Annotated in this window: 30 protein-coding genes; 23 read left to right on the forward strand and 7 right to left on the reverse strand. The window is 64.1% G+C overall.

Features of this window, described 5'->3' with window-relative positions; genetic code table 11:
* The first annotated feature begins 7 nt into the window (after window positions 1–7).
* The 6 genes from HJD22_RS15025 to HJD22_RS15050 are packed head-to-tail and all read left to right on the forward strand — an operon-like array spanning window position 8 to window position 4,427.
* Window positions 8–355, forward strand: a complete 348-nt coding sequence (locus HJD22_RS15025; protein WP_208654489.1) for a Na+/H+ antiporter subunit C — start codon at window positions 8–10, stop codon at window positions 353–355.
* Window positions 352–1,914: a Na+/H+ antiporter subunit D gene (locus HJD22_RS15030; RefSeq protein WP_208654490.1), complete on the forward strand. Its 1,563-nt coding sequence runs from the start codon at window positions 352–354 to the stop codon at window positions 1,912–1,914. The genes HJD22_RS15025 and HJD22_RS15030 overlap by 4 nt, the downstream gene beginning before the upstream one ends.
* The gene (locus HJD22_RS15035) at window positions 1,911–2,384 is read left to right on the forward strand and encodes a Na+/H+ antiporter subunit E (RefSeq protein ID WP_208654491.1); all 474 of its coding nucleotides are present in this window, start codon (window positions 1,911–1,913) and stop codon (window positions 2,382–2,384) included. Before HJD22_RS15030 ends, HJD22_RS15035 begins: the two co-directional genes overlap by 4 nt.
* A gap of 26 nt (window positions 2,385–2,410) precedes the next feature.
* Window positions 2,411–2,680 carry a monovalent cation/H+ antiporter complex subunit F gene (locus HJD22_RS15040; RefSeq protein WP_208654492.1) on the forward strand — a complete coding sequence of 90 codons (270 nt, stop codon included), beginning with the start codon at window positions 2,411–2,413 and terminating at the stop codon, window positions 2,678–2,680.
* Window positions 2,673–3,077, forward strand: coding sequence for a monovalent cation/H(+) antiporter subunit G (mnhG, locus tag HJD22_RS15045; RefSeq protein WP_208654493.1), 405 nt, complete (start codon window positions 2,673–2,675; stop codon window positions 3,075–3,077). The genes HJD22_RS15040 and mnhG overlap by 8 nt, the downstream gene beginning before the upstream one ends.
* 51 nt (window positions 3,078–3,128) lie before the next feature.
* Window positions 3,129–4,427: a lytic murein transglycosylase gene (locus tag HJD22_RS15050; RefSeq protein WP_208654494.1), complete on the forward strand. Its 1,299-nt coding sequence runs from the start codon at window positions 3,129–3,131 to the stop codon at window positions 4,425–4,427.
* 6 nt (window positions 4,428–4,433) lie between these two features.
* On the opposite strand, the gene HJD22_RS15055 is transcribed toward HJD22_RS15050, so the two are convergent.
* Window positions 4,434–5,147: a 16S rRNA (uracil(1498)-N(3))-methyltransferase gene (locus tag HJD22_RS15055; protein WP_208654495.1), complete on the reverse strand. Its 714-nt coding sequence runs from the start codon at window positions 5,145–5,147 to the stop codon at window positions 4,434–4,436.
* A 104-nt stretch (window positions 5,148–5,251) separates the two neighbouring features.
* Between HJD22_RS15055 and phaR the strand changes: the two genes are divergently transcribed.
* From phaR to coq7, 6 genes are all read left to right on the forward strand, one after another.
* On the forward strand, window positions 5,252–5,695 hold the full coding sequence (gene phaR, locus HJD22_RS15060; protein ID WP_208654496.1) for a polyhydroxyalkanoate synthesis repressor PhaR: 444 nt from the start codon (window positions 5,252–5,254) through the stop codon (window positions 5,693–5,695).
* Window positions 5,696–5,800: 105 nt separating this feature from the next.
* Window positions 5,801–7,090, forward strand: a complete 1,290-nt coding sequence (gene purD, locus HJD22_RS15065) for a phosphoribosylamine--glycine ligase (RefSeq protein WP_208654497.1) — start codon at window positions 5,801–5,803, stop codon at window positions 7,088–7,090.
* Window positions 7,091–7,136: 46 nt separating this feature from the next.
* Window positions 7,137–7,577, forward strand: a complete 441-nt coding sequence (locus tag HJD22_RS15070; RefSeq protein WP_208654498.1) for a thioesterase family protein — start codon at window positions 7,137–7,139, stop codon at window positions 7,575–7,577.
* The gene (locus HJD22_RS15075) at window positions 7,577–8,449 is read left to right on the forward strand and encodes a phosphoribulokinase (protein WP_208654499.1); all 873 of its coding nucleotides are present in this window, start codon (window positions 7,577–7,579) and stop codon (window positions 8,447–8,449) included. Before HJD22_RS15070 ends, HJD22_RS15075 begins: the two co-directional genes overlap by 1 nt.
* 25 nt (window positions 8,450–8,474) lie before the next feature.
* Entirely contained in the window at window positions 8,475–8,816 is a 342-nt protein-coding gene (locus tag HJD22_RS15080) for a histidine triad nucleotide-binding protein (protein WP_208654500.1), read from the forward strand.
* Between the two features lie 55 nt (window positions 8,817–8,871).
* On the forward strand, window positions 8,872–9,513 hold the full coding sequence (gene coq7, locus HJD22_RS15085) for a 2-polyprenyl-3-methyl-6-methoxy-1,4-benzoquinone monooxygenase (protein WP_208654501.1): 642 nt from the start codon (window positions 8,872–8,874) through the stop codon (window positions 9,511–9,513).
* Between the two features lie 82 nt (window positions 9,514–9,595).
* On the opposite strand, the gene HJD22_RS15090 is transcribed toward coq7, so the two are convergent.
* From HJD22_RS15090 to HJD22_RS15100, 3 genes are read right to left on the reverse strand one after another with little or no spacing between them, the layout of a single operon-like run.
* Window positions 9,596–10,042 (reverse strand): OsmC family protein, encoded by a 447-nt coding sequence (locus HJD22_RS15090; protein ID WP_208654502.1) that lies wholly within the window; start codon window positions 10,040–10,042, stop codon window positions 9,596–9,598.
* Window position 10,043: 1 nt separating this feature from the next.
* Entirely contained in the window at window positions 10,044–10,733 is a 690-nt protein-coding gene (murU, locus tag HJD22_RS15095; RefSeq protein WP_208654503.1) for an N-acetylmuramate alpha-1-phosphate uridylyltransferase MurU, read from the reverse strand.
* Window positions 10,730–11,755, reverse strand: coding sequence for an aminoglycoside phosphotransferase family protein (locus tag HJD22_RS15100; protein ID WP_208654504.1), 1,026 nt, complete (start codon window positions 11,753–11,755; stop codon window positions 10,730–10,732). The genes murU and HJD22_RS15100 overlap by 4 nt, the downstream gene beginning before the upstream one ends.
* A 153-nt stretch (window positions 11,756–11,908) precedes the next feature.
* Between HJD22_RS15100 and HJD22_RS15105 the strand changes: the two genes are divergently transcribed.
* Genes HJD22_RS15105 through HJD22_RS15140 form a run of 8 tightly spaced genes read left to right on the forward strand, consistent with a single transcriptional unit; the run spans window position 11,909 to window position 20,098 of the window.
* Entirely contained in the window at window positions 11,909–14,347 is a 2,439-nt protein-coding gene (locus HJD22_RS15105) for an LPS-assembly protein LptD (protein ID WP_208654505.1), read from the forward strand.
* Window positions 14,348–14,406: 59 nt separating this feature from the next.
* Entirely contained in the window at window positions 14,407–15,399 is a 993-nt protein-coding gene (locus HJD22_RS15110) for a peptidylprolyl isomerase (RefSeq protein WP_208654506.1), read from the forward strand.
* An 8-nt stretch (window positions 15,400–15,407) separates the two neighbouring features.
* The gene (gene pdxA, locus HJD22_RS15115) at window positions 15,408–16,460 is read left to right on the forward strand and encodes a 4-hydroxythreonine-4-phosphate dehydrogenase PdxA (RefSeq protein WP_208654507.1); all 1,053 of its coding nucleotides are present in this window, start codon (window positions 15,408–15,410) and stop codon (window positions 16,458–16,460) included.
* 45 nt (window positions 16,461–16,505) lie between these two features.
* Window positions 16,506–17,309, forward strand: a complete 804-nt coding sequence (gene rsmA, locus HJD22_RS15120; RefSeq protein ID WP_208654508.1) for a 16S rRNA (adenine(1518)-N(6)/adenine(1519)-N(6))-dimethyltransferase RsmA — start codon at window positions 16,506–16,508, stop codon at window positions 17,307–17,309.
* Window positions 17,306–17,695, forward strand: a complete 390-nt coding sequence (gene apaG, locus HJD22_RS15125) for a Co2+/Mg2+ efflux protein ApaG (protein ID WP_208654509.1) — start codon at window positions 17,306–17,308, stop codon at window positions 17,693–17,695. The genes rsmA and apaG overlap by 4 nt, the downstream gene beginning before the upstream one ends.
* Window positions 17,696–17,753: 58 nt before the next feature.
* Window positions 17,754–18,566 (forward strand): symmetrical bis(5'-nucleosyl)-tetraphosphatase, encoded by an 813-nt coding sequence (locus HJD22_RS15130; RefSeq protein ID WP_208654510.1) that lies wholly within the window; start codon window positions 17,754–17,756, stop codon window positions 18,564–18,566.
* 23 nt (window positions 18,567–18,589) lie between these two features.
* A complete protein-coding gene (gene glpE / locus HJD22_RS15135; RefSeq protein WP_208654511.1) occupies window positions 18,590–18,913 on the forward strand; it encodes a thiosulfate sulfurtransferase GlpE in 324 nt (107 codons plus the stop codon).
* Window positions 18,914–18,919: 6 nt separating this feature from the next.
* Window positions 18,920–20,098, forward strand: coding sequence for a polynucleotide adenylyltransferase (locus tag HJD22_RS15140; protein ID WP_208654512.1), 1,179 nt, complete (start codon window positions 18,920–18,922; stop codon window positions 20,096–20,098).
* Window positions 20,099–20,110: 12 nt separating this feature from the next.
* On the opposite strand, the gene folK is transcribed toward HJD22_RS15140, so the two are convergent.
* Both folK and folB read right to left on the reverse strand, forming a co-directional pair.
* Window positions 20,111–20,629, reverse strand: coding sequence for a 2-amino-4-hydroxy-6-hydroxymethyldihydropteridine diphosphokinase (folK, locus tag HJD22_RS15145; RefSeq protein WP_208654513.1), 519 nt, complete (start codon window positions 20,627–20,629; stop codon window positions 20,111–20,113).
* Window positions 20,626–20,982 carry a dihydroneopterin aldolase gene (gene folB / locus HJD22_RS15150; protein WP_208656772.1) on the reverse strand — a complete coding sequence of 119 codons (357 nt, stop codon included), beginning with the start codon at window positions 20,980–20,982 and terminating at the stop codon, window positions 20,626–20,628. The genes folK and folB overlap by 4 nt, the downstream gene beginning before the upstream one ends.
* 133 nt (window positions 20,983–21,115) lie before the next feature.
* Here folB and plsY point away from each other — a divergent pair, with 133 nt between their 5' ends.
* Window positions 21,116–21,742 (forward strand): glycerol-3-phosphate 1-O-acyltransferase PlsY, encoded by a 627-nt coding sequence (plsY, locus tag HJD22_RS15155; RefSeq protein ID WP_208654514.1) that lies wholly within the window; start codon window positions 21,116–21,118, stop codon window positions 21,740–21,742.
* Here the strand turns inward: plsY and tsaD are convergent.
* Window positions 21,723–22,757: a tRNA (adenosine(37)-N6)-threonylcarbamoyltransferase complex transferase subunit TsaD gene (gene tsaD / locus HJD22_RS15160; RefSeq protein ID WP_208654515.1), complete on the reverse strand. Its 1,035-nt coding sequence runs from the start codon at window positions 22,755–22,757 to the stop codon at window positions 21,723–21,725. The two genes, plsY and tsaD, sit on opposite strands and share 20 nt — an antisense overlap.
* Window positions 22,758–23,042: 285 nt before the next feature.
* Here tsaD and rpsU point away from each other — a divergent pair, with 285 nt between their 5' ends.
* Window positions 23,043–23,258, forward strand: coding sequence for a 30S ribosomal protein S21 (gene rpsU, locus HJD22_RS15165; RefSeq protein WP_016416934.1), 216 nt, complete (start codon window positions 23,043–23,045; stop codon window positions 23,256–23,258).
* Window positions 23,259–23,380: 122 nt separating this feature from the next.
* Complete coding sequence (dnaG, locus tag HJD22_RS15170) at window positions 23,381–25,207, forward strand: DNA primase (protein WP_208654516.1); 1,827 nt, start codon at window positions 23,381–23,383, stop codon at window positions 25,205–25,207.
* The last annotated feature ends 64 nt before the right edge of the window (window positions 25,208–25,271 follow it).

Below are 25,271 nucleotides of genomic sequence, written 5' to 3' on the forward strand. Positions count from 1 at the left end.
AGTTGCCATGGAGCCCGTGATGGCACTGGCCATTGGCCTTTTGTATGCCATGGCCATCTACATGATGCTCAGGCGTTCGATCGTCAAGCTGGTGATCGGCCTGATGCTGCTCTCCAACGCCGCCAACCTGCTGATCTTCACCTCGGCTGGCATGGTACGCGGTGCGCCGCCGCTGATCGCCGAGGGAGCGCTGGGCCCTCCGGGAGGGATCGCCGACCCGCTGCCGCAGGCGTTGGTGCTGACCGCCATCGTGATCGCTTTCGGCGTGCTGGCGTTCGCCGTGGTGCTGATTCGCCGTGCCTACGAGATCGTCAAGGCCGATGACCTGGATAAGATGAAGGATACCGACACGTGAGGCCTGAAGTCGCACTGCCCATTATCATTCCGCTGCTTTCGGGAACCCTGTCGCTGCTGTTCTGGCGCTCGCGGCCCATGCAGCGCTTTCTCGCGGTGGCCGGTACCGCTGCGCTGCTCGTGGTGGCGATCTGGCTGATGGTGTCGGTACAACGCGACGGCTATGTGGTCATGCACATGGGTGGCTGGCAGGCGCCTTACGGGATCAGCCTAGTCGCCGACCTGCTGAGTGCGCTGATGGTGCTGCTGACCGGTATCATCGGGCTGGCCCTGGCGGTCTATTCTCTCTCCTCCACCGGCGAGGGGCATGAGAAGTTTGGCTACTATCCGTTGATGCACCTGCTGCTGGCCGGCGTGGCCGGAGCCTTCCTGACCGGCGATATCTTCAACCTCTACGTGTGGTTCGAGGTAATGCTGGTGGCCTCCTTCGCGCTGCTGATCCTGGGCGGGGAGAAGGCGCAGATGGAGGGGGCCATCAAGTACGTGACGCTCAACCTGCTGGCCTCGGTGATCTTCCTGACCGCGGTGGGCCTGCTCTACGGTATGCTCGGCACGCTCAACATGGCCGATATCGCCGTGCGCCTGGAGGAGGCCGAGAACCGTGCCATGGTCGAGGTGCTGGCGGTGATGTTCATGGTCGCCTTCGGCATCAAGGCGGCAGCCTTCCCACTCTTCTTCTGGCTGCCGGCCTCCTACCACACCCCGCCGGTGGCGGTGTCGGCACTCTTTGCCGGGCTATTGACCAAGGTTGGCGTCTATTCGCTGTTCCGCGTCTTCACTCTGATGTTCGACCAGTCGGTGGAGTACACCCATCAGATCATGCTGTGGGGGGCAGTCTTCACCATGGTCACCGGGGTGCTAGGCGCGGCGGCGCAGTACGAATTCCGGCGTATCCTGTCGTTCCACATCGTCAGCCAGATCGGTTACATGATCCTTGGGCTTGCGATCTTCACCCCGCTGGCGATTGCCGGGGGCATCTTTGCCACCGCGCACAACATCATCGTCAAGACCAACCTGTTCTTGATCAGCGGGATCACGCGCCGTCTGCAGGGCACCTACGAGCTGAAGAAGATGGGCGGGCTCTATAAGCAGGCGCCCTGGCTTGCGGTGGCGTTCTTCATTTCCGCCTTCGCGCTTGCCGGGGCACCGCCGCTGTCGGGGTTCTTCGCCAAGCTGGTGCTGGTGCGTGGCGGCCTGGAGGCGGAAGTCTACGTGGCCACCGGTATCGCACTGGCGGTTGGCCTGCTGACGCTCTACTCGATGGTCAAGATCTGGAATGAGGTGTTCTGGAAGCCGCTACCGGAGAACAACCTGGTGCCGGAGCCCGCCGCGGTGCCGCGAGGTGACGATGGGCGCCAGGTCAAGGATTCGCTGGGACTGATGTACCTGCCGGTGATGATTCTGGCGCTGTTCGCTCTGCTGATGGGGCTGATGGCTCAGCCGCTGGTGACGCTTACCATCGAGGCCGCCGAGCAGCTCCTCAATCCTCAAGGTTATATTGATGCGGTGCTGGGTGATGCACGGAGCCCGGCCCTCGACGCGATGGAGATGACGCCATGACGGGGGCGATCTGGAATCTCTTGCTGGCGCTTGCCTGGGTCGTGCTGAGCGGTGACTTCACGGGCCTCAATCTGGTCGTCGGCCTGGTGTTTGGCTATATCACCCTGGTGCTGATCGAACCTCAGGTGGAGGCGCTGAAAGGCTACTCGGCCCGGGTGCCGCGAATCATCATGTTCATTGGCTTCTTCATCAAGGAACTGATCCTTGCCAACCTTAGGGTGGCCTTCGATATCGTGACGCCGCCCTGGCACATGAAGCCCGGCGTCATCGCCATGCCGCTCAAGGCGCAGACGGAGCTCGAGATCACCATGGTCGCCAACCTGATCTCGCTGACCCCGGGCACCCTGAGCCTGGACGTCTCCGACGACAAGCGGGTGCTCTACATTCATGCCATGTTCCTCGACGACGAGGAGGAGTTGCGCCGTGGTCTCGAGGAGATGGAGCGGCGCGCACTCGAGCTGTTCCGCTAGGCTGACAAGAACGAAGAGGAGTGCTCTTGGATACCGTGATTCTGATAAGCCAGGTGCTGATGGGGCTGGCGATGATCCTGGCTTTCGTGCGACTGGTGCGAGGCCCGAGCTTGCCGGACAGAGTGGTGGCGCTTGAGTTGTTCTCCACCATCATCGTCGGTCTGGTAGGCACCTATGCCATCAAGTCGGATGTGGCGAGCTTTCTCGATGCCGCTATCGTCATCGCACTGATGGCCTTCCTGGCGGCGATTGGTTTTGCCCGCTTCCTGGAGCGTGGAGGACCACGTGATGATTGATGTAATAAAGGGAGCCCTGATCATTGCCGGCGCGCTGTTCATGCTGCTCGCTTCGCTTGGCATCCTTCGCCTGCCTGACCTGCTGACGCGCATGCATGCCACCACCAAGGCGGCGGCCCTCGGGGTGATCCTGGTGATGCTGGCGGTCGCACTGCATTTTGGCGAGGCGGGAGTGGTGGCGCGTGCCTTCGCGATCATCACCTTCATCCTGATGACCGCTCCGGTAGCGGCTCACGTGATTGGCCGCGCCGGTTACTTCGTGGGTTCAAAACTGTGGAGCGGGACGGTCAAGGATGAGTTGCGACCCAACTACGACCCTCTTACCCATGAACTGAAAAGCGGCATGGAGACCGAAGCCAACGCCGCTCGGACGGCCAAGGATACCGACGCCCCCTGACAGGGCGTGTGCTAGCTCTTTGCTCTGACAGCTACTGCCTCAAGGATCACCATGCGCAAACTCGTTCTGACCTCGTTGATGATTACCGCGCTGGCGGGGTGCCAGGCCACTCCCGGCGGCTCTCAGCCACTCGCTGCCGACCCCGCTTCCGGTATCGAAGCCTCGAACGACGAGGCGCGGCGGGGTGAGTCGAGTACCGCTCAGACGGCCAATGCAGCCCCCCAGGAAACGCCAGCGAACTTCGAGGCCTGGGTCGACTCCTTCCGCCGCCAGGCGCGGGCCGAGGGGATCTCCACGGCGACGCTCGACGAGGCCTTCGCCAACGTCCGCTATCAGCCACGGATCATCGAGCTCGACCGTTCACAGCCGGAGTTCGTGCGTCCGATCTGGGAGTATCTCGATAGCGCCGTCTCCTCGACGCGCATCAGCCAGGGGCGCCAGAAGCTCGATGAACATCGCGACACGGCCCACCAGATGGAGCAGCGCTACGGCGTACCCGCCGAGATCGTGGTGGCGATCTGGGGCATCGAGAGCAACTATGGCGGCAATTTCGGCAGCTTCTCTACCATCGATGCGCTGGCCACCCTGGGCTATGAGGGGCGTCGCCAGAGCTTCGCTCGTGGCGAGTTGATGGCGGCCCTGCGGATCATCGAGCAAGGCGATATCGCCGCTCAGCGTATGATCGGCTCCTGGGCCGGGGCCATGGGCCATACCCAGTTCATTCCCTCGAGCTTCGAGGCGTATGCGGTGGATGGAGATGGTGATGGCCGTCGCGACATCTGGGAGAGTATTTCCGATGTCATGGCATCGACCGCCAACTACCTGGCACGGGCCGGCTGGCAGCGTGGCCAGCCGTGGGGGGTGGAGGTCGAGCTTGGTGACGGCTTCGACTATGCCCAGGCCGATACGACTCGGCGCAGCAGTCGTGAATGGGCCGCGCATGGTGTGCGCCGAGTCGGTGGTGGCGCACTGCCGGAGTTCAGCGAGGCGACGGTGGTAGTGCCGGCTGGCGCCCAAGGCCCGGCGTTTTTGGTCGGCCCCAATTTCCGCGCCATCCTGCGCTACAACAACGCCACCAGCTATGCGCTGGCGGTGGGTACGCTGAGCGATCAGATCGCCGGACGCGGTGGGGTACAGCACTCCTGGCCACGCGATGAGCAGCCGCTGACGCGCAGTCAGGTCAGGGAGCTGCAGGAGCGCCTGAATGCGCGCGGGTTCGACACCGGCACCCCGGATGGGGTCTTCGGTCCCAATACGCGCAGCGGGCTGCGTGACTATCAGCGCAGCGAGGGCTTTACGCCAGATGGCTTCGCGACGCTGCGGCTACTCGAGCGCATGCGGGGTAACTGAGCAATCTCAAGCGAGGCGGGCGAGCAGGGCGACTACCGCGGTCTCCACGCGTAGAATGCGCTCGCCCAGGTGGATGCCCCGGCAACCGAGGTCGAGCAGGCGCTCCACTTCATAGGGGATGAATCCCCCTTCGGGTCCGACGAACAGGATCGCCGGCTCGGTCAGGCCGCGCGGGCAGTCGCTCGGCATGCCGGGGTGGGCGAGCAGGCCAAGACGCTTGGCGAGGCGCGTTGGCAGGCGATCCTCGACGAAGGGCTTGAACTGCGTCTCCAGAGTCACTTCCGGCATCCGGGTGTCGCGGGCCTGCTCCAACCCCAGCACCAGATGCTGGCGAATCTTCTCGGTAGCGAGTTCGGGCGATTGCCAGTAGCTCTTCTCGACGCGCCGGGTATGCAGCAGGGTGATGCGCTTCACGCCCAGCGCGGTGACATGCTCGAGAGTGCGCGCCAGCATGCGGGGCCGGGGCAGCGCCAGGACCAGCTCGATATCGAGCGCGGCGGGGGGGGGCTGGTCGAGCTGGGCGATGGAGAAGGTGGCCCGACCGGCCTCCAGGCCCAACAGGCGGCCGCGTCCGATCCTGCCGCCGACAACGCCCAGGGTCAGCTCGTCACCCACCCTTGCCCGGTGAACCTCATGCAGATGGCGCAGGCGGCGGGGGTCGCTGACGCAGGCCTGACCCTCATCGAGCAGGTCGCATTCTTCGAGTAGAATCAGGTTCATTTCATCTCCTGGTAGTGGATATTGGTCTGCCCGGGAGCGGTTTCATTTGCATGGCGGAAACGCAGGTGCACAATACAGCCAACAATGAGCCCAGGAGCAGCGCCGTGCGCGTAATACGAAAGTATGCCAATCGTCGTCTCTACGACACCGAACAGAGCCGCTACGTCACCCTGGAGGACTTGCGCGGATTGATTCTCGAGGAAGTGCCGTTTCGCGTCGAGGATGCCAAGAGTGGTGAGGATCTGACGCGTACCATTCTGCTGTCGATCATTATCGAGCAGGAGCAGGCCGATGGCGACGCGGAAGTGTTCTCCAACGATCTGCTGCAGCAGTTGATTCGCGTCTACGCCATGTCCCAGCCACTCCCGCTGGCGCGTTATCTCGAACAGGGCACGCGGCTGATGCTAGAACAGCAGAAGCGCATGCAGGACCAGTGGCAGCAGGCGATGCGCCACTCGCCGATGGAGTTCATGCGCGAGCTTGCCGAAGAGAACATGCGGTTCTGGCAAAAGACCATCAATCAAAACCGTCAGGACGAAGATGAGTGAAGCAGCAGCACCGACAGGTACCGGCCTTTCTGGCATACTGGCGGGCTTGATCGCTTCCCTCTGCGCCCATCGTTTGCACCTAACACAGTCAAGCAAGGTCTTTAGATGAAGGTTCTTATCATCGGCGGCGGTGGCCGCGAACACGCCCTGGCCTGGAAGGTCGCCCAGTCGCCGAATGTCGAGAGCGTTCATGTGGCACCGGGCAATGCCGGCACCCAGAGTGAGCCCAAGCTCACCAATCTCGACCTCGCCGCCGACGATCTGGCGGGATTGGAAGCCTTCGCCCGCGATCAGGAGATCGACCTGACCATTGTCGGCCCCGAGGCGCCGCTGGTCGCGGGCGTGGTGGATCGCTTCCAGGCCGCCGGGCTTGCCATCTTTGGCCCCAGCCAGGCAGCCGCCCAGCTCGAGGGCTCGAAGTCCTTCACCAAGGATTTCCTGGCCCGCCACGCCATCCCTAGCGCCGATTACGCCACCTTCACCGAGATTGTTCCGGCACTGGCCTATCTGGCCGAGAAGGGCGCGCCGATCGTTATCAAGGCCGATGGCCTGGCGGCTGGCAAGGGGGTGATCGTGGCCATGACCGAGCAGGAGGCCGAAGCCGCCGTGCGTGACATGCTCGAGGCCAACGCCTTCGGCGATGCGGGTGCCCGGGTGGTGATCGAGGAGTTCCTGAGCGGCGAAGAGGCAAGTTTCATCGTCATGGTCGATGGCGACAATGTGCTGCCGATGGCTACCAGCCAGGATCACAAGCGCATCGGCGAGGGCGATACCGGCCCCAACACCGGTGGTATGGGTGCCTACTCGCCGGCACCGGTGGTCACCGCCGAGGTGCACCAGCGCATCATGGACGAGGTGATCCTGCCCACCGTCAAAGGTATGGCGGCGGAAGGGCACCCCTATATCGGCTTTCTCTATGCCGGCTTGATGATTGATGAGCAGGGCGCACCCAAGGTGATCGAGTACAACTGCCGCTTCGGCGATCCCGAGACCCAGCCGATCATGCTGCGCATGCGCTCGGATCTCGCCGAACTGTGCCTGGCCGGCGCGCGTGGCGAACTCGCCGATGCACGCTGCGAGTGGGACGCGCGGGCCGCAGTCGGCGTGGTGCTGGCCGCCGGGGGTTATCCGAACGCCTATCGCAAGGGCGCTGCGATCGAAGGGCTGGAGGAGGCCGCCGCCACCGGGTGCAAGGTGTTCCATGCCGGTACCGCCCAGGACGACCAAGGTCGAGTCGTCACCAGCGGCGGGCGCGTGCTATGTGTGACGGCGCTGGGCGAGAGCGTCTCCCTGGCGCGCGACCTGGCCTATCGTGGCGTTGACGCCATCCACTGGCCCGAGATGTGCTGCCGTCGCGACATCGCCTATCGCGCCATCGCCCGCGAGGCCCGCTAGGGCTCGCGTTTACCTCGTCATGCCGCAAGTCGGCTCAGGGAGCGTCATGGAGCGCGTACACGTGGAATTTCCGACCGAGGCGATCCTGCATCGTCATGCGCTTTCGGTGCGGATAACCGACATGAACTATGGCCGTCATCTCGGCCATGATTCGCTGATCTCCCTGCTCCATGAAGGGCGTGTGGCAGCACTGAGCTCGCTTGGTCTGAACGAGTGGGACATCGATGGCTGCCCAAGCGTCGTCGCTGATCTTGCTGTGCAGTATCAGAGCGAGGCGCGCTGGCCCGATGAACTGATCGTCGAGACCGCGATTCCCGCACCGCAGGGCAAGGCGTTGATGGTCTACCACCGCATGCGACGCGCCCAGGATGAGCGCCTGGTGGCCACGGCCCGCGTGTCTCTACTGTTCATCGACCCCGAGCGTGGTCGTCCCGTCGTGGTGCCTGGCTCTCTGCGAGCCGCCCTGGCCGAACGGGGTGGCGACTGATGTCGCGGGAGTATCCAATCATCGCCGTGAGCGGCTCCTCGGGGGCCGGTACCACCACGGTGCGTCGTACCTTCGAACGGATGTTCGCGCGCGAGGACGTGCATGCCGCCTTCGTCGATGGCGACGCCTTTCATCGCTACACCAAGGATGAGCTGGCGCGTATCTTTCGCGAGGAGCCTGAGCGTACCGACGAGCTCTCCCACTTCGCGGTGGAGGCCAACCTGCTCGACCGGCTCGAGGCGCTGTTCCTGGAGTATGGCGAGCACGGTACCGGTACCTATCGTCACTACATCCACGCTGAAGACAAGCGCATGGTCGAGTGCGGCTATCAGGTCGGTACCTTCACCGAGTGGCAGCCGCTGCCATGCGGCACCGATCTGCTTTTCTACGAGGGTCTGCATGGTGGCCTGGTCACCGCCGAGCTCGACATCGCCCGGCATGTCGATCTGCTGGTCGGTGTCGCCCCGACCATGAACCTCGAGTGGATCCAGAAGATCGATCGCGACACCAAGCTGCGCGGCTATTCCCAGGAGGCGGTGATCGACACCATCCTCGGGCGTATGCATGATTACGTACGCTACATTCAGCCGCAATTCTCGCGCAGCCACATCAATTTCCAGCGTGTGCCCACGGTGGATACCTCCAACCCCTTCGAGGTGCAGGATATCCCCACCGATGCCGAATCCTTCGTGGTGATTCGCTTTCGCGACCCCTCGACGGTTGATTTCCCCTATCTGCTGGCGATGATTCAGGATGCCTTCATGAGCCGGCCGCACACGCTGGTGGTGCCGGGCGCGCGTATGCCGCTGGCCATGGAGTTGATACTCGCCCCGCTGGTGCGGCACCTGCTCGCCCAGCGGCGCTTTCGCTGAGCTCACTGCAACCCAAGGAGGCGTCATGGACTGCCTGTTCTGCAAGATCGTCAATCGCGAGATTCCCTCCGATATCGTCCACGAGGACGAACATGTGCTGGCCTTCAAGGACATCGACCCCAAGGCGCCGACCCACTGCCTGATCGTTCCCAAGAAGCACATCGCTACCTTGAACGATATCGAAGAGGGCGACCTGTCCCTGGTCGGGCGTCTGCAGTTTACCGCCGCCAAGCTGGCCGACAAGTTCGGCTTCGCCAAGGATGGCTATCGGGTGGTGATGAACTGCAATGAACATGGCGGTCAGACGGTCTACCATATCCACATGCACCTGATGGGTGGTCGCCGTTTCATCTGGCCGGCGGGCTAGCGGGCCCTTTCGGCCTTGGCCTCTCGATTGGCTGCTCATCTACTTGGAGACCACCATGCCGCGACATCTCTCCCGTGCCGATCACTGGATCGGCCAGTTCGACATCGTACTGCGCACCCTGGTGCCGCATGCCGCGCAGCCCTCTCGTCCATCGCCGGCGGGCGATGTCCGCGACGATGAGCTCAGCGAGCCCGAGCGTGAGCATGCCGTTGGCCTGATGCGCATCAATCACACCGGCGAGGTGTGCGCCCAGGCGCTCTATCAGGGCCAGGGTCTGACCGCCAAACTGCCCGATACGCGCAGCCAGATGGAGCAGGCGGCCCAGGAGGAGATCGATCATCTGGCCTGGTGCGATATGCGGCTGCAGGAACTCGATGGACGCACCAGTCTGCTCAACCCGGTTTTCTATGCCGCCTCGTTCGGGCTAGGCGCCATGGCGGGGGCGGTGGGCGATCGCGTCAGCCTGGGCTTCGTCGCCGCCACCGAAGAGCAGGTCGGTCGCCATCTCGACGATCACATGCGCGACCTGCCCCAGGGAGACCGACGCTCCCGGGCGGTGCTGGAGCAGGTGCGCGAGGATGAGGCCCATCACGAACGCTGGGCGCTGGAGGCAGGCGGGTCGCGCTTCCCGCTGCCGGTCAAGCTTGGCATGCGACTGATGTCTAAGGTGATGACCAAGAGCGTCTATCGGCTCTAAGTGCGCCTGATTCCGTCAACAAGGCCTCGCAGCATGCGCTGCGAGGCCTTTGCGTTGCATCGATCCTCGATCGAGCTGACGGTCACTGCGTCTCGGAACTGTCCGCCGAGCGTTCGTCAATGATGGTGTAGTCGTGCGTGATCTCCACTCCGCCCTTGGCGAGCATGATCGAGGCGCTGCAATACTTCTCGGCGGAAAGCGATACGGCACGCTTGACCTGGGCCTCCTTCAATCCACGCCCGGCTACCGTGAAATGCACATGGATCTTGGTGAAGACGCTGGGCACGCTGTCGGCGCGCTCGGCCTCGATCGTTGCCACGCAGTCGCTCACCGGGGCGCGCGACTTCTCGAGGATCTCCAGTACATCGAAGGAGGTGCAGGCGCCTAGGCCCATCAGCAGCATCTCCATGGGGCGCGGGCCGGTATTGCGGCCACCATGATCGGGAGGGCCATCGATCACCACGCTGTGGCCGCTGCCCGACTCGGCAACGAACTGGCGTCCATCGGTCCATTTGACGCTGGCTTTCATATCAGGATTCCTTTGTCTCGTCGCGCATTGAGGGGCGTAGCTTAGCATCGAGGGCGTGCAACCGCTCGGGAGTCCCGACATCGACCCAGGCACCGCCATGGCGATGGCCGCTCACCAGGCCATTGGCCATCGCCTGGCGAAGCAGTGGCGCCAGGGCGAAGGTACTCTCGGACTCGCCTGCCACCAGGGTGGGGTCGATCAGACTGAGCCCGGCGAAGGTCAGCCGGGGCGAGCCCTGGTCGTGTACCCGTCCGTCGTCATCGAGGTGAAAGTCCCCCCCGCGATGGTGGTCGGGATTGTCGACCAGCCACAGGTGCGCCAGGGCCTCGTGAAGCGTGGGCAGGGCGGTCAGATCATCGTCGCACCAGACATCGCCGTTGATCAGCAGAAACGGTGCCTGCCCGAGCAGCGGCAGGGCATGACGGATGCCACCGCCGGTTTCGAGAGGCGTCTGCTCATGGCTGAAGGCGATGTCGAGGCCATAGCGGCTTCCATCGCCGAGTGCAGTGACGATCTGCTCGGCGCGGTAGCTGACGTTGATCACCACCTCACGGAACCCGGCCCTGGCCAACCGCTCGAGATGGTGGACGATCAAGGGCTTGTCGGCGACAGGCAGCAGTGGCTTGGGGCAATGGTCGGTCAACGGACGCATGCGGTTGCCAAGCCCGGCGGCGAGGATCATCGCTTTCATGACAGTTGCGGCTCGCTCGTTTCTTGCGCCTGGAGCCTGGCGTGCAGGGCGGGGGTGAAGGTGTCACCGAGCCAGTGTCTAAATGGGGCGAATTCGTTATGGGGCGCCAGGCTGTCGTCGAGATGCGCTAGAAAGTGCGGTAGCCGTTCGAGGTAACCGAGCTTGCCATCGCGCAGGGTCAGGCGACAGAAGATACCGAGCACCTTGAGGCAGCGCTGGGCTGCCATGGCATCGGTCAGCAGCCGGAAGCGCCGGGTATCGACATCGGCCGATAGACGACCGGTGGCAATCGCGCCCTGGCGAAACGCCTCGACCCGGGCGGCAAAGGACGCCTCGTCGAAGCGCCAGTAGCGTCCGCGCAGCAGCGAAATCAGATCGTAACTCAAGGGGCCGGCCACGGCATCCTGGAAATCGATCAGATAGAGGCCGTCGGCTGCTACCATCAGGTTCATGGCGTCGTAGTCGCGGTGCACCGCCACCCGGGGCTGGGCGAGGGCGGTATCGATCAAGCGCTCGCGAATGGCCTGCCACTCGGGTGGCGTGGCGATGCCGAGCAGTCGCTCCAGGCACCACTCGGGAAAGAGATCCAGCTCACGGCCGAGCAGGGCGGCATCGTAGGCGGGGAGACCAGCTACCGGTGCCTGGGCCTGGAGCCGGGCGAGCAGCGTAAGCGCTCTGTCATAGCCCTCGGCAATGGCGCTATCATCCGTAAAGCAGCGCTGCAGCGGGGTATCGCCCAGGTCATCCAGCTCGAGAAACCCCTGCTCGAGATCGATGCCATGCAACTGGGGTACCGGCAAGTCCGCGTCGCGCCAGGCGTTGGCGATGGCCACGAAGGGGCGGCTATTCTCCTGCTCGGGGGGAGCATCCATCAGCATGCGGGTGGTGGCGTCGGGCAGGGTCAGGCGGTAGTACCGGCGAAAGCTGGCATCACCCGCCGCAAGCGTCAACGATAACGCCGTCTCGGGCAAGCCATGGCGTGCACAGGCCCACTGACGCAGGGAATCGAGGCGAGCCGACATAATCGCTCCTTGGTCACGTCTGGATATGGCTGATGAGAGCTGGTTGACGGACCGCTGCCCTCGCCGCATGCTGGCCCCCAGCGGGCACCTATGCCCACCGCCGGAGTGCGGCCTGTATAATACCGATTTCACACGTCAAGGACATCGAGAAACATGGGCAAGCGAAGCCATTGGACTGCCCTTGCCGGCATCATGACCGGCTCCGGAATGCTGCTGACGCCTGTTCATGCCGCGCCTCCCCCCTCCCCGCCAGGCTCGCTGCTCGACTGGCAGGCCTGGGGCGAGCAGGCGCCTGCCGATGCGCTGTGCCGAGGTCGCTACGTGATGCCCGATTACCGCCTTGCTGCCGGTGATCGCCCGGGCGAGGTAAGAACCGAGTCCGACGAGGCGCACTACGGCGCCGATGGGGAGATCATCCTTGGGGGCGAGGTGATTCTACGCCGCGACAACAGCCAGCTGGAATCGACCCAGGTACGCGTCAACGCCGAGCACGATCGCGCCTTCGCCTCGGGCCCGCTGGCGATACGCGACCAGGGGCTGCTGATACGGGGCAGTGCCGCCGAGATCTCGCTGGTCAGCGACGACGCCGATGTTGAGACCGCCCATTACGTGCTTCACGATCAGCGCCTGCGTGGCAATGCCCAGCGCCTCGAGCAGATCGAGGAGGGCCTGTTTCGCATGGATCAGGCCAACTTCACCACCTGCGATCCGGGCGACAATCTGTGGATGGTGGTGGGCAATGACGTGCTCATCGACCAGCGCCAGGGCTTCGCCACGGCGCGTCACGCGCGTCTGGAAGTGGGCGAAGTACCGGTATTCTACTGGCCCTGGGTACGCTTCCCCATCGACGATCGCCGCCATAGCGGCTTTCTGTGGCCGGCGCTGGGCCTGACCCGAGGTTCGTTCGACTACAGCCAGCCCTACTATTTCAACCTGGCACCCAACTACGATGCCACCCTCTCGCCGCGCTGGATCGCCGATCGCGGTCTGCTTCTGGGGGGTGAGTTCCGTTACCTCTATCCGACCGATGCCGGCCAGATAGAGGGGGCCTACATGGTCGACGACGACGGAGGCACCAGCCGCAATCCCAATGATCCGGAACGCACCTTCGCAGGCGAGGATCGCTGGTACGTCGACTATCGCCATCAGGGACGCTTCTCGCCCCAGGTGGGCTATAACCTGCGCTACGGCGCGGCCAGCGATGGTCGCTACTTCGAGGATTTCGGCAGCACGTTCGGTGAGCGCGATCTCAACTACCTGTCGCGTCTGGCGCAGATCGACTATCGCGGTGCTCTGTGGCAGCTCGATGCCCGAGCCCAGGGGTATCAGAAACTCGAGGACCCGCTCAATGACAGTGACAAGCCGTTCTACCGTCTGCCCAGCCTGAGTGCCAGTGCCCGCTGGTCGCAGGACAACGGCTTCTATCAGCAGTGGCGCTCCAATGCGACCTACTTCTGGCGAGATGTGGACGAGAACCGGGTGCCGTTGCGTGAAGCGGCGACCGGCGGGCGGATGCATCTATCGCCGGCGTTGGGCTGGCGAGCCTCGCCCAGCTGGGGTTTTCTCGAGCCGCGCATGGAGATGCTGCACACCGCTTACGAGCTAGACTACGGCGATCGCGACACCGAGCGCTCGACCAGCCTGACCCGTACGGTACCGGTCACCTCGATCGATGGCGGCTTGGTCTTCGAGCGCGAGCTGGACCTCGGCCAGAGGAGCTATCGTCAGACCCTTGAGCCGCGGCTCAACTACGCCTATGTGCCGGCTCGCGATCAGCGCGAATTTCCCGATTTCGATTCCGATGAGCGGGCCTTCTCCTGGGATCAGCTCTGGTCGCCCCATCGCTTCTCCGGGGCGGATCGGATCGGTGACCTCAACCGTCTCTCCTACGGTGCGGCGACGCGTTTCCTGGAAGATGAGAGCGGACGCCAGCGGCTGTCGCTGGCGATGGGACAGGCCGTCTATTTCGACGACCGCCACATCGATCTGAATGGCGATCCGCACACCCTGCCCAATCCCGAGGAGGGCGGCGGCGAGCGCTACTACCAGGCCACCCGCTCGCGCTCGCCTCTGGTCACGCGCCTCGACTGGCAGATCAACCAGCGCTGGAGCACCGGCTACGAGTGGCTCTACGACGACAGTCGCAATCGCACCGAGCGCACCACCCTGGATCTTCGCTATCGCGATCCGCGCGGCCACGTATTGAACCTTGGCTATCGTTGGGAACTCGAAGGGTTCGATCCTTCCGGCGAGCCCGAGGATCGGCTCGATTACAATCGCGAGGAGTATGATGTCTCCTTCGCCTACCGGCTCAATCCACGCCTGGACGTGATCGGTCGCTACACTCACGACTACACCAACGATAGAGCGCTGGAGCAGCTTGCCGGGGTGCAGTGGAACGACTGCTGCTACGGCCTGCAGCTGGTGTGGCGTGAGTGGATCGACGATAACGATACCGCGCAGATCGAGGATGATTTCAATGATCGCGGGATCTTCCTGCGCTTTATCTTCAAAGGGTTGGGCGGGGTCGGTCAGGAAGCCGATAGCTATTTCGAACGTACCATTCCCGGCTACCGTCCGGTCAGCTTCTGAGGCCTTGCGGGCATGAGCGAACCATTAAGAGAATCACGATGAGAGCAAATGAGGTAACTATGCGCAGTCGATCAATCATCCAGCAAGGCAGGGCACTGCTCACTGCCGGTGTTCTGGGAGTGGCTCTACTCACCCTGTCGCAGGGGGCGCTGGCGCAAGCCATCCAGCCGCTGGATCGTATCGTGGCGGTGGTCAATCAGGATGCCATCATGGCAAGTGAACTCGAGGAGCGAGTCATCCAGACCCGTAGCCAGCTTGAGGCGCGTGGCATTGCCACACCTCCTATTCAAACCCTGCGTAGCCAAGTGCTCGAGCGCATGGTGGTCGAGGAACTTCAACTGCAGATGGCCGATGGTGCCAACCTGCGCATCGACGATACCGAGCTGAACCGCGCCGTGCGTAGCATCGCCGAGAGCAACAACATGACGCTCGAGCAGTTTGCCGATGCGCTGGAGGCCGATGGCCTGACGCTCGCCGCGATTCGCGAAGAGGTGCGCCGCGAGATGATCATTCGTGAGGTGCAGCAGCGCCAGGTGGCCAGCCGCGTCAATGTCAGCGACCGCGAGGTGGATCGCTTCCTCGATCAGCAAGGCTCGAGCCTCGGTGAACGCTACCGTCTGGCGCATATCCTGGTAGCGCTGCCGCAGTCGCCCTCTCCCGAGCAGGTCAGTGAGGCGCAGCAGAAGATTCAGCGCCTGGCCAACGAGTTAGACAACGGCGCCGACTTCGCCCAGCTGGCGGCGGCCGAGTCGGATGGCGGACAGGCCCTCGATGGCGGCGAGCTTGGCTGGAGAAGCGCCGGCGAGGTACCAAGCGTATTTGCAAGCGTCGTGCCCAACCTCGGGGTGGGCGAGGTCAGCGAGCCGCTGCGCAGCCCCAGTGGCTTCCATCTGGTCAAGATGATCGATCATGATGGCGGTACGCAGCAAGTGGGCGGCCCGAACCAGCGCGAACGCGCTCGCCAGGAGTTGTTCCAGCGCAAGGCCAACGATGAGCTGGATCTGTGGCTGCAGGAGGTGCATGCCGACGCCTTCATCCAGATGCGGCTCTGAGGCGCCGTATGACAGATCCTCTTACGATAGCGCCCCGGCCGCTCGCCCTGACCTGTGGCGAGCCCGCCGGTATCGGCCCCGATCTGGTGGTGCAACTGGCCTGCAAGGAGAGCCCGCTGGCCATGCCATGGGTGGCCGTCGGCGACCCCGAGCTGCTGGTGCAGCGCGCAGCGCGGCTCGGACTTTCGCTAGAGGTGAGGGTGCTAGCCCAGGGTGAGATGCCTGGGTCACCCCGGCGAGGCGTGCTGCCGGTGTGGCCGGTAGCGCTGCGCGCACCCTGCACGCCGGGTGAACTCGATCTCGCCAATGCCGGCTACGTGCTTGAGACGCTCGATGTGGCGATCGCCGCCTGTCGCGAAGGGCGCGCCAGCGGCATGGTCACGGCCCCTCTCCACAAGGGAGTGATCATCGAAGGCGGACATGCCGGCTTCACTGGGCATACCGAGTATCTGCGCGATGCCTGTGGTGTCGAGGAGGTGGTGATGATGCTCGCCACCGACAGCGCGCTGCATGCCGGTGACGCGCAGCGGCAGAGCAGTCGCGCCCTGCGGGTAGCGCTGGCCACGACCCATCTGCCCCTTCGCCAGGTCGCCGAGGCGATCACTTCTGCATCACTCTCCCGGGTACTGCGCATTCTCGAGCAGGATCTCAAGCGCTTCTTCGGCATATCCAACCCGCGCATCGTGGTGTGTGGGCTCAATCCCCATGCCGGGGAGGAGGGCCATCTCGGCCGCGAGGAGATCGAGGTGATCACGCCGACACTCGAGCGGCTGCGCAGCGAGGGGCTGAACCTGGTCGGCCCGCTGCCCGCCGACACGCTGTTCACGCCTCGCCATCTGGCAGGCGCCGATGCGGTGCTGGCGATGTATCATGATCAGGGACTGCCAGTGCTCAAGTACGCCGGGTTCGGGCGTGCCGCCAATATCACCCTGGGTTTGCCACTGGTGAGGACCTCGGTGGATCACGGTACCGCGCTCGATCTTGCCGGCACTGGCCGGGCCGATGCCGGCAGCCTCAAGGTGGCCCTGGCCCTGGCCGGCGACATGGCCGGTCACCGATGACCTCTTCGCCCTTTTGCTCGTGACTCAGTAAGGACACCCAATCGCATGTCATCACGCCCTCCCGTTCACCGGGCCCGTAAGCGTTTCGGTCAGAACTTCCTGCGCGATACGGGCATCATTTCCCGCATCGTGCGCGCCATTGCGCCACGTCCCGGTGAGCGGGTCGTGGAGATCGGCCCAGGCCAGGGTGCCTTGACCCAGCCGCTGCTGGAGGCTGCCGGCGCGCTTGAAGTGATCGAGCTCGACCGCGACCTGATTCCGGGGCTGCGTGTGCAGTTCTTCAACTACCCCGATTTCATCATTCATGAAGGCGATGCGTTGAAGTTCGATTTCGCGGCGCTGAAGGGGGAGGGGGCTGCGCTGCGGGTGGTGGGTAACCTGCCCTACAATATCTCCACGCCACTGATCGTCCATCTGCTCACCGCTGGCAACGCCATCTCCGACATGCACTTCATGCTGCAGAAGGAGGTGGTGGATCGCCTGGCAGCACAGCCCGGCGGTCCCGACTGGGGGCGGCTGTCGGTGATGGCCCAGTACCGTTGCCGGGTCGAATCGCTGTTTCTGGTGCCGCCGGAAGCCTTCGTGCCACGCCCCAAGGTCGATTCGGCGATCGTGCGCCTGATACCTCACGATGCCTTGCCCCATCCCGCCAATGACGAGAGGCTGCTGTTCGAGGTGGTGCGCGACGCCTTCGGCCAGCGGCGCAAGACGCTGCGCAACAATCTCAAGGGGCGCATCGAGGCCGCCGAACTGGAAACGTTGGGAATCGATCCCGGGCGTCGTCCCCAGACCCTGAGCGTCGAGGAGTTCGTGCGTATCGCCAATCATCTCAGCGGAGCAGAGGCATGAAACGGGACGACCTGGACGGCGCCGTGCGCGTGGATATCGAACCTCACTATCGTGAGGAGGAGTCCTCGCTCGGCGAGCAGCGCTTCGTGTTCAGCTACACCGTCACCGTGCACAACCGCTCGCCGGGCAGCGTCCAGTTGCTGGCGCGCTACTGGAAGATCACCCAGGGCAGCGGCAAGGTGCAGGAGGTGCGCGGCAAGGGAGTGGTGGGCAAGCAACCGCTTATTGGCCCTGGGCAATCCTTTCGCTACACCAGTCGCGCGGTGCTCGAGTGCCCGGTGGGGGTCATGGAGGGTGCCTATACCTGTATCGATACTACCGCGCAGCGCGCCTTCGATGTGGCGATCCCCCCTTTTCGCCTGGCCGGCCCCAACCAGGTGCACTGAATTGACGACCCGGATCGGTCCTGCAAGGCTGTAATATCACGACATGGAGAGCGAGCATATGGCGACCTATGCCATCGGCGATCTGCAGGGTTGCCATGCGGAGTTCATGGAGCTGCTCGAACGTCTGAATTTCGACCCGTTACACGACTGCCTGTGGCTTGCGGGGGATCTGGTCAATCGCGGCCCCGACTCCCTCGAGTGCCTGCGCACGGTCAAGGCGCTGGGCGATGCGGCGAAGGTGGTGCTAGGCAATCACGATCTGCACCTGTTGGCGGTGGCGCGTGGTGGCGCGGGGATGAAACGCTCGGATACGCTCGAGGCGATACTCAACGCCCCCGACCGCGAAGCGCTGCTTGATTGGTTGCAGGCACAGCCACTGCTGGTGACGCAGGATGAGTGGCTGATGACCCATGCCGGGTTGCTGCCCTCCTGGTCGCCCACCCAGGCCGCCGACTTGGCCGAGGAGGTGCGTCGCTGCCTGATTGGAGAGGGTGGCACGGCCTTTCTCGAGGCGATGTACGGCAACAGCCCGGCCCGCTGGCGCGACGACTTGGAAGGTCTCGATCGGTTGCGCGCCATCGTCAACGTCTTCACGCGCATGCGCTTCATCGATGCCGCGGGAACTCTCGACTTTGCCGCCAAGGAGGGGCTCGACTCCGCACCGCCAGGTTTTGCCCCCTGGTTCACCTTTACCCGCAAGGATGACCCGCATCTGCTATTTGGCCACTGGGCAGCCCTGCAGGGACAAACGCCGGGTAGCCGCGTGCATGCCGAAGCGCTGGATACCGGCTGTGTGTGGGGCGGAACGCTGACCGCGTTTAACCTTCATTCGGGTGAGCGCGTCAGCGTGCCCAGCCGCCAGCGCCACTGACCTCATCGATCCAGGAGCCTGACATGAGTCAATCCTTCGAACATCTCGACCACGCTACCCTGGCCAGTTGGCTCGATGCCGAGCAGCCACTGACCCTGGTCGATATCCGCGATCCGGTGAGTTTCTCCCAGGGACATATCCCCGGCAGTCGTCATCTCGACAATGCCACGGTGGGGGCGCTACTCGACGAAACCCCCGCCGACCAGCCGCTGGTGGTGGTCTGCTATCACGGCCACTCCAGCCAGCAGGCGGCGGCCTGGCTCGCCGGTCAGGGGTATCAACGCGTCTATAGCCTCGATGGTGGCTTTACCGACTGGTCGGTACGTCACCCGACCCGGGTCTCCTGACCGGCCATGGCCGCACCAGCGGATCGCCATATCGAGGGGCTCGAGGTCTATCGGGTCGGTGGCGCAGTGCGCGATGCTCGCCTTGGCTGGCCGGTGAAGGACAACGACTGGGTCGTGGTCGGCGCAAGCGTCGAGGAGATGCTTGCGCGTGGCTTCAAGCCGGTCGGACGCGATTTCCCGGTCTTCCTGCACCCCGTGACGCACGAGGAGTACGGCCTGGCGCGCACCGAGCGCAAGGCCGGACATGGCTATGCCGGCTTCGAGGTGCACGCAAGCCCGGAGGTTACGCTTGAGGAGGATCTCGAGCGACGCGACCTGACACTCAATGCCATGGCCGAGACCGCAGATGGCCAACTGGTCGACCCCTATGGCGGCCATCGTGATCTCGAGGCGCGGCGGCTGCGCCATGTGTCGCCCGCCTTCAGCGAGGATCCGCTGCGCGTGCTGCGTACGGCGCGCTTCCTGGCGCGCTATCGAGGGCTTGAGTTTACCATCGCCGAGGAGACCTGGGCGCTGATGCGAAAGCTCGCCGCGAGTGGCGAGATCGCGCATCTGGTTGCAGAGCGGGTCTGGGTCGAAACGGAAAAAGCGTTGGGTGAGCCGCACCCGGAGGCCTATTTCCAAGTGCTGGATGAGTGCGGTGCACTGGCTGTCTTGATGCCCGAGCTGATGGAAGCCCCCGAGGCGTTCGAGGTGGCACTGGCACGTTTGCATCAGGTGCCGGAGGAGTCGCTCGAGAGTGATGTCTCGACTACCTTGCCGCGCTGGCGCTGGGCACGCCTTGTCGAACATCTTGATGAGGCGCGGCGCAACTCGCTGGCCCAGCGTCTACGGCTGCCCAATGCCTATGTCGACCTGGCGCGTCAGGTAGCGCTGACGCGTCTGCTCTGGCAGGAGCCGGCCCCCGGAGCCGAGCGCATCGTGACCTGGCTTGATGGCATCGACGCCTGGCGTCGCAGCGAGCGGGTGGTGCCGCTGATCTCGCTGGTGAGCCTCGCGCATCCGCTACTGGCGCGAGACCTGGCGCAGGCCTGGCGAATGGCCCAGCAGATCGTGCCGCGTCAATTGCTCAACGAGGGGTTCAGCGGCAAGGCATTGGGCGAGGAGGTACGCCGCAGGCGCTGCGCAGTAATCGCTGCTGCATTAATCGAGGCTCGGGTGCCGGAGGAGACGCCGAAGCGCTGAGCGCTGGCTGGTTCAGGTGGGTTGCGAGATCGCTCGACCTTGCCAGATAAAGTCCACCGGCCACAGGGTCTGGGACTTGTCGGTAAAGCTAGCCCACAACTCGGCATAGCGCCGGCCACTGATGGGGTGGCGCTGATCGGGGAGCAGCTCGGCCAGCGGTTGCAGCACGAAGGCGTGCTTGTCGATCTCGTCGCGGGGCAGCGTCACTCCCTCCACGCAACCGACCTGATCGCCGACTGTCAGCAGATCGATATCCAGTGTGCGCGGGCTGAACTTGGCGCTCTGCCGGCTTCGCCCGTTGGCGAACTCGAGCTGCTTGCACCATGCCTGCAGCTCACCCACCGACAGGTCGCTTTCGAACACGGCGACCAAATTGTAGAAGTTGCGTCCATCCTCGAACCCCACCGGCTTGCTCTCGAACACCCTGGAGATGCGCAGGTCGCCGAAGCGTTCGGCGAGCGCATCGAGACATAGGCGGACATGGCGTTCGCGGTCGATGTTGCTGCCGATGCTCGCCGTGATCTGCGTCATGAGTTCTCGCCCCGTTCGATGATCACGCCGACTGCGGCGGCGGCGCGTACCGCACCGGGCTTGCGTACGCACAGACGCAGCCAGGCAATGGAGAACTCCTCCTGCAGCAGCCTGGCCAGGCGCTCGGCGAAGGTCTCCACCAGCGCGAAGGCATTCTCGTCGGCGAAGCGTGCGATGCGTTCGCAGATCGCGGCATAGTCGAGCGTGAGAGTGAGGTCATCACAAGCGGCGGCAGGGCGGATGTCGGTCGCCAGTTCGAGGTCGAGTGACAAACGTTGATGTATCTTGCGCTCCCAGTCGTAGACCCCGATCACGGTATCCACTTCCAATGCTTCGATGATGACGCGATCCATGGTCACGATGGCGATTTCCGTTACGGCGGATGCAGCGGCAATTATACTTAACCACTTCGGCTTGCGATAGGAAGGCGGTGGCTCCTCCCGCGCATGGCTGGCAGAATCGAGTCTTTACCCACTGGCGCCTGCCATGACCCACTCCGCTCTATTGGCCACGACGATGCTGATGCTGCTGGGCTATCTCAGCGGTAGCTGGCTGAGCGCACTGACGGTCTGCCGGCTGGCCGGGGTGCGCGACCCGCGCTTTGCCGGCTCGCGCAATCCTGGCTTTTCCAATGTGCTGCGCCTGTATGGCAGCCACCTGGCGCTGGTCACGCTGATGCTCGACGCTGCCAAGGGCATGCCGGTGCTGTGGCTGGCCAAGTGGCAGGAATTGCCTCCCTGGGCGCAGGGAGTGGTGGGATTTTGCGTACTGCTGGGGCATAGCTACCCCGTGTGGCATCGCTGGCGCGGGGGCAAGGCGGTCGCCAGCGCCTTCGGCGTGCTGCTGGTGCTGACACCCCTGGTGGCGCTGTGCTGTGCGGCGCTATGGTCACTGCTGGCCTGGCGGGTGCGCACCGCTGCGGTTGCCTCGCTTGCGGTAGCAACGCTGGCACCGCTGATGAGTTTGTGGCTTGCGCCCGAGTATGTCTGGGTCGTGACGGGGTTCGCGCTATTGGTGCTGGTTCGCCACGTGCTCAACATCCGCCGCCTGACACATGGGCGCGAGCCGCAGCTGTCGACGCGAAGCAGGCGCATCACGCCCCCGGAGGAGTGAGCTCGGCCAGCGGCCAGCGCGGTACTGCCAACATGGCGCTGTCGTCGCGCTCTCCGGCGGCTAGGCGCTGGGCACCGGCATAGGCGATCATCGCGCCATTATCGGTGCAGAAGCGCCCGCGTGGGTAGTAGGCACGAGCGTCGCGCTTGGCGGTCTCGGCATCGAGGCGTTCGCGCAAACGCACATTGGCGCTGACCCCGCCGGCCACCACGAGACGCTTGTGACCGGTAGCATCCAAGGCACGACGACACTTGATGACCAGCGTATCGACCACCGCCTCCTCGAAGGCTCGCGCGATATCGGCGCGATCCTGCTCGAGCAGGGCGCCCTTGTCATCGCGCAGGGCATTGGCAGCGGTCAAGGTGTGGGTCTTTAGGCCCGAGAAGCTGAAGTCCAGCCCCGGTCGGTCGGTCATGGGGCGTGGAAAGCGGAAGCGCGAGGGGTCGCCCTGTTCGGCGAGCTTGGCCACGTTGGGGCCGCCGGGGTAAGCGAGGCCGAGCATCTTGGCGGCCTTGTCGAAGGCTTCGCCGGCGGCATCGTCCACCGACTCGCCGAGCAGTCGATAGTCGCCTAACCCGAGCACCTCGATCAGTTGGGTGTGGCCCCCCGAGACCAGCAGCGCCACGAATGGAAACTCGGGTGCCTGATCCTCGAGCATGGGGGCCAGCAGGTGCCCCTCCATATGGTGCACGCCAAGTACCGGGATATTGAGGGCACGCGCCATGCCGTGAGCGGTGGCGGCACCGACCATCAGCGCCCCGACCAGGCCGGGGCCGGCGGTATAGGCGATGCCGTCGATATCATGGCGGGTCATGCCGGCCTCGGCCAGTACCTCGCCGATCAGTGGAAGCAGTTTGCGGGTATGGTCCCGCGAGGCGAGTTCCGGCACCACGCCGCCGTAGTCGGCATGCATGGCGATCTGGCTATAGAGCCGATCGGCCAGCAGGCCGCGTTCGGTGTCGAACAGGGCGACGCCGGTTTCGTCGCAGGAGGTTTCGATGCCCAATACGCGCATGAGGACGGCTCGAGGTCGGAGAGAAAGGCGCCATTCTACGTGTTTTGCCGGATCGGTGGCAGAGATCGTCCGGTAAATTTGCAAAGCCTACCCTGCACGACTAAACTACTGTGCGCTGTAAGACTGGGTCGTGCGCTCGGGCTCATTTTTCTTTCGCTTCTCCTTTCACTGCAATGGTTACCCGCTCCGGCGGCGTGCGTTCGGTGGCGAGACAAGTGAGAGGCGTGATTCTCCACGGGCGTGCGTTCAAACCGAACTCATGATTCCAAGGTAGGTGAGTGCTTAATGCCTTCTGTCAAAGTACGTGATAACGAGCCGTTCGACGTCGCCCTGCGGCGCTTCAAGCGTTCCTGTGAAAAAGCCGGTGTTCTCTCCGAAGTGCGTCGTCGCGAGCACTATGAGAAGCCGACGGCTGAACGCAAGCGCAAGGCTGCCGCGGCAGTGAAGCGTCACGCCAAGAAGCTGCAGCGTGAGCGCAAGCGTTTCGAACGGTTGTATTGATCCGTACTGGGGGCGGTCGAGACCTCGTCTCGCCGTTCCAGAGGGACGCCAAGCGGCCGCCTAACGGTGGCCGTTTGTTTTTCCCGCTCCCGCACGCCGTCACTTCGCAATGAGCGACACCTATGGCTGGCCAGATTCCGCAACGTTTCATCGATGACCTGCTGGCGCGGGTCGATGTGGTCGAGGTGGTCGGCGAGCGGGTGCAGCTCAAGAAGAGCGGACGCAACTTCTCGGGACTGTGTCCTTTTCATCAGGAGAAGTCGCCCTCGTTCACCGTGAGCCAGGACAAGCAGTTCTATCACTGCTTCGGCTGTGGCGCCCACGGCAATGCCCTGCGGTTCCTGATGGAGTACGACAACCTGCGCTTTCCCGAGGCGGTCGAGCAGCTGGCCTCCCGTCAGGGTATCGAGGTGCCGCGTGAGGGGGCCGACGACCCCCGGGCCCAGGCCCGCGAGAAGAAGCGCAAGGAGGGCGTGAACCTGCTTGAGGTGGCAGCGAGCTTCTTTCGTACTAGGCTGAAGATGGCCGAGGGGCAGGCGGCTCGCGCCTACCTCGAACGGCGCGGGCTCTCCGGCGATATCCAGGCCGACTTCGCCATCGGCTATGCGCCGGATGTGTGGGATGCCCTCAAGCGTCATCTCGTCGAACAGGGGATCGGCGAGGCGGTGCAGGTCGAATATGGCTTACTGGTGCATCGCGAGGAGAGCGGGCGCACCTATGACCGCTTCCGCGATCGGGTGATGTTCCCGATCCGTGATATCAAGGGGCGTACCATCGCCTTCGGCGGGCGGGTACTTGGGGATGCCAAGCCCAAGTACCTCAACTCCCCCGAGACCCCGGTGTTTCACAAGGGGCGGGAGCTGTACGGCCTCTACGAGGCGCGCCAGGCCAATCGTCAGCTCGAGAGGATGCTGATCGTCGAGGGCTACATGGACGTGGTGGCGCTTGCCCAGTTCGGCATTCGCAACGCCTGCGCCACGCTTGGTACCTCCACCAGCGAGGAGCATCTGCAGCGGTTGTTTCGTGTGGTCAGCGAGGTGGTGTTCTGCTTCGATGGCGACCGCGCCGGACGCCAGGCAGCCAGCCGAGCGCTGGAGACCGTGCTGCCGCTGATGATCGATGGACGCCAGGCGCGGTTCCTGTTTCTGCCCGAGGGCGAGGATCCCGATACCTTGGTCCGCGATGAGGGGGCCGAGGCGTTCCAGAAGCGGGTGACCTGCGCCACGCCGTTATCGGAATTTCTGTTCGACCAGGCGGCGACGGGGCGTGACCTGGCGCGCATCGAGGATCGCGAGCGCTTCGCCAGCAGCGTGCTCAAGGCGCTCGGCAAGCTTCCCGAAGGCGTGCTCAAGTCGCTGATGCTCAGCGAACTTGCGTCGCGTACCGGTGTCGATCAGTCGCGCTTCGAGGCGCTGATGGTGCCGCCATCCGAGCCGGAACCGCCGCCTTCGCCGCCCGATGAGACGCCATGGTCCTCCGCCGATTCGGAGATGATAGCAGCCGATGCCAGGGAGAGCCGGGGCAAGGGTGGCGCGTTGAGCCTGGCCGCCAGAGCGCTGCAGTTGCTGGTGCATGAGCCGGCACTGGCCGGGCGCTTGCCGGAAAGCGACGACTGGTGTCCGGAGGATGCGGATGGGACCCTGTGCCGCGAGGTGATCAAGCTGCTGAAGGCCGGCCGTTATCGCAGTGGCCAGGTACTGCTGGCGCACTTTCACGGCAGCCGTGAGGGGGAGCGTCTGGCGCAGCTGGCCAGGCGCGAACTGTTGATTCCTAGGGCGGATCGCGGCACCGAGCTCGATGGTCTGGTGGAGTATTTCGTGCAACGCCGCTCGCGGATGACGCCGCGGCATGAGTATGACGCACTGCTGGCGAAGGAGCGTCAGGGTGAGCGATTGAGTCGGGAAGAGAAGCAGCGTTTGCTTGAATTGCTGCCCCTGCTGGGTCGCTGACTCAGGGACGAGGAGAGGGGCCGAGAGTGCCGGGGTTGAATTATTGCCCATCGCCGCCATCTAA

It is taken from the genome of Halomonas sp. TA22 (assembly GCF_013009075.1).
Taxonomy (GTDB): Bacteria; Pseudomonadota; Gammaproteobacteria; order Pseudomonadales; family Halomonadaceae; genus TA22.

Excerpts from the sequence above, each read along its gene's own strand:
- HJD22_RS15100 (WP_208654504.1), bottom strand. The coding sequence starts at position 11,755 with ATGTCGGCTCGCCTCGATTCCCTGCGTCAGTGGGCCTGTGCACGCCAT.
- folB (WP_208656772.1), bottom strand. The coding sequence starts at position 20,982 with ATGGATCGCGTCATCATCGAAGCATTGGAAGTGGATACCGTGATCGGG.
- rsmA (WP_208654508.1), top strand. The coding sequence starts at position 16,506 with ATGTCATCACGCCCTCCCGTTCACCGGGCCCGTAAGCGTTTCGGTCAG.
- HJD22_RS15055 (WP_208654495.1), bottom strand. The coding sequence starts at position 5,147 with ATGAACCTGATTCTACTCGAAGAATGCGACCTGCTCGATGAGGGTCAG.
- coq7 (WP_208654501.1), top strand. The coding sequence starts at position 8,872 with ATGCCGCGACATCTCTCCCGTGCCGATCACTGGATCGGCCAGTTCGAC.
- glpE (WP_208654511.1), top strand. The coding sequence starts at position 18,590 with ATGAGTCAATCCTTCGAACATCTCGACCACGCTACCCTGGCCAGTTGG.
- rpsU (WP_016416934.1), top strand. The coding sequence starts at position 23,043 with ATGCCTTCTGTCAAAGTACGTGATAACGAGCCGTTCGACGTCGCCCTG.
- HJD22_RS15140 (WP_208654512.1), top strand. The coding sequence starts at position 18,920 with ATGGCCGCACCAGCGGATCGCCATATCGAGGGGCTCGAGGTCTATCGG.
- HJD22_RS15080 (WP_208654500.1), top strand. The coding sequence starts at position 8,475 with ATGGACTGCCTGTTCTGCAAGATCGTCAATCGCGAGATTCCCTCCGAT.
- murU (WP_208654503.1), bottom strand. The coding sequence starts at position 10,733 with ATGAAAGCGATGATCCTCGCCGCCGGGCTTGGCAACCGCATGCGTCCG.
- folK (WP_208654513.1), bottom strand. The coding sequence starts at position 20,629 with ATGACGCAGATCACGGCGAGCATCGGCAGCAACATCGACCGCGAACGC.
- HJD22_RS15035 (WP_208654491.1), top strand. The coding sequence starts at position 1,911 with ATGACGGGGGCGATCTGGAATCTCTTGCTGGCGCTTGCCTGGGTCGTG.
- HJD22_RS15050 (WP_208654494.1), top strand. The coding sequence starts at position 3,129 with ATGCGCAAACTCGTTCTGACCTCGTTGATGATTACCGCGCTGGCGGGG.
- plsY (WP_208654514.1), top strand. The coding sequence starts at position 21,116 with ATGACCCACTCCGCTCTATTGGCCACGACGATGCTGATGCTGCTGGGC.
- purD (WP_208654497.1), top strand. The coding sequence starts at position 5,801 with ATGAAGGTTCTTATCATCGGCGGCGGTGGCCGCGAACACGCCCTGGCC.
- pdxA (WP_208654507.1), top strand. The coding sequence starts at position 15,408 with ATGACAGATCCTCTTACGATAGCGCCCCGGCCGCTCGCCCTGACCTGT.
- dnaG (WP_208654516.1), top strand. The coding sequence starts at position 23,381 with ATGGCTGGCCAGATTCCGCAACGTTTCATCGATGACCTGCTGGCGCGG.
- apaG (WP_208654509.1), top strand. The coding sequence starts at position 17,306 with ATGAAACGGGACGACCTGGACGGCGCCGTGCGCGTGGATATCGAACCT.
- HJD22_RS15070 (WP_208654498.1), top strand. The coding sequence starts at position 7,137 with ATGGAGCGCGTACACGTGGAATTTCCGACCGAGGCGATCCTGCATCGT.
- HJD22_RS15025 (WP_208654489.1), top strand. The coding sequence starts at position 8 with ATGGAGCCCGTGATGGCACTGGCCATTGGCCTTTTGTATGCCATGGCC.
- HJD22_RS15075 (WP_208654499.1), top strand. The coding sequence starts at position 7,577 with ATGTCGCGGGAGTATCCAATCATCGCCGTGAGCGGCTCCTCGGGGGCC.
- mnhG (WP_208654493.1), top strand. The coding sequence starts at position 2,673 with ATGATTGATGTAATAAAGGGAGCCCTGATCATTGCCGGCGCGCTGTTC.
- HJD22_RS15130 (WP_208654510.1), top strand. The coding sequence starts at position 17,754 with ATGGCGACCTATGCCATCGGCGATCTGCAGGGTTGCCATGCGGAGTTC.
- HJD22_RS15090 (WP_208654502.1), bottom strand. The coding sequence starts at position 10,042 with ATGAAAGCCAGCGTCAAATGGACCGATGGACGCCAGTTCGTTGCCGAG.
- HJD22_RS15105 (WP_208654505.1), top strand. The coding sequence starts at position 11,909 with ATGGGCAAGCGAAGCCATTGGACTGCCCTTGCCGGCATCATGACCGGC.
- HJD22_RS15110 (WP_208654506.1), top strand. The coding sequence starts at position 14,407 with ATGCGCAGTCGATCAATCATCCAGCAAGGCAGGGCACTGCTCACTGCC.
- tsaD (WP_208654515.1), bottom strand. The coding sequence starts at position 22,757 with ATGCGCGTATTGGGCATCGAAACCTCCTGCGACGAAACCGGCGTCGCC.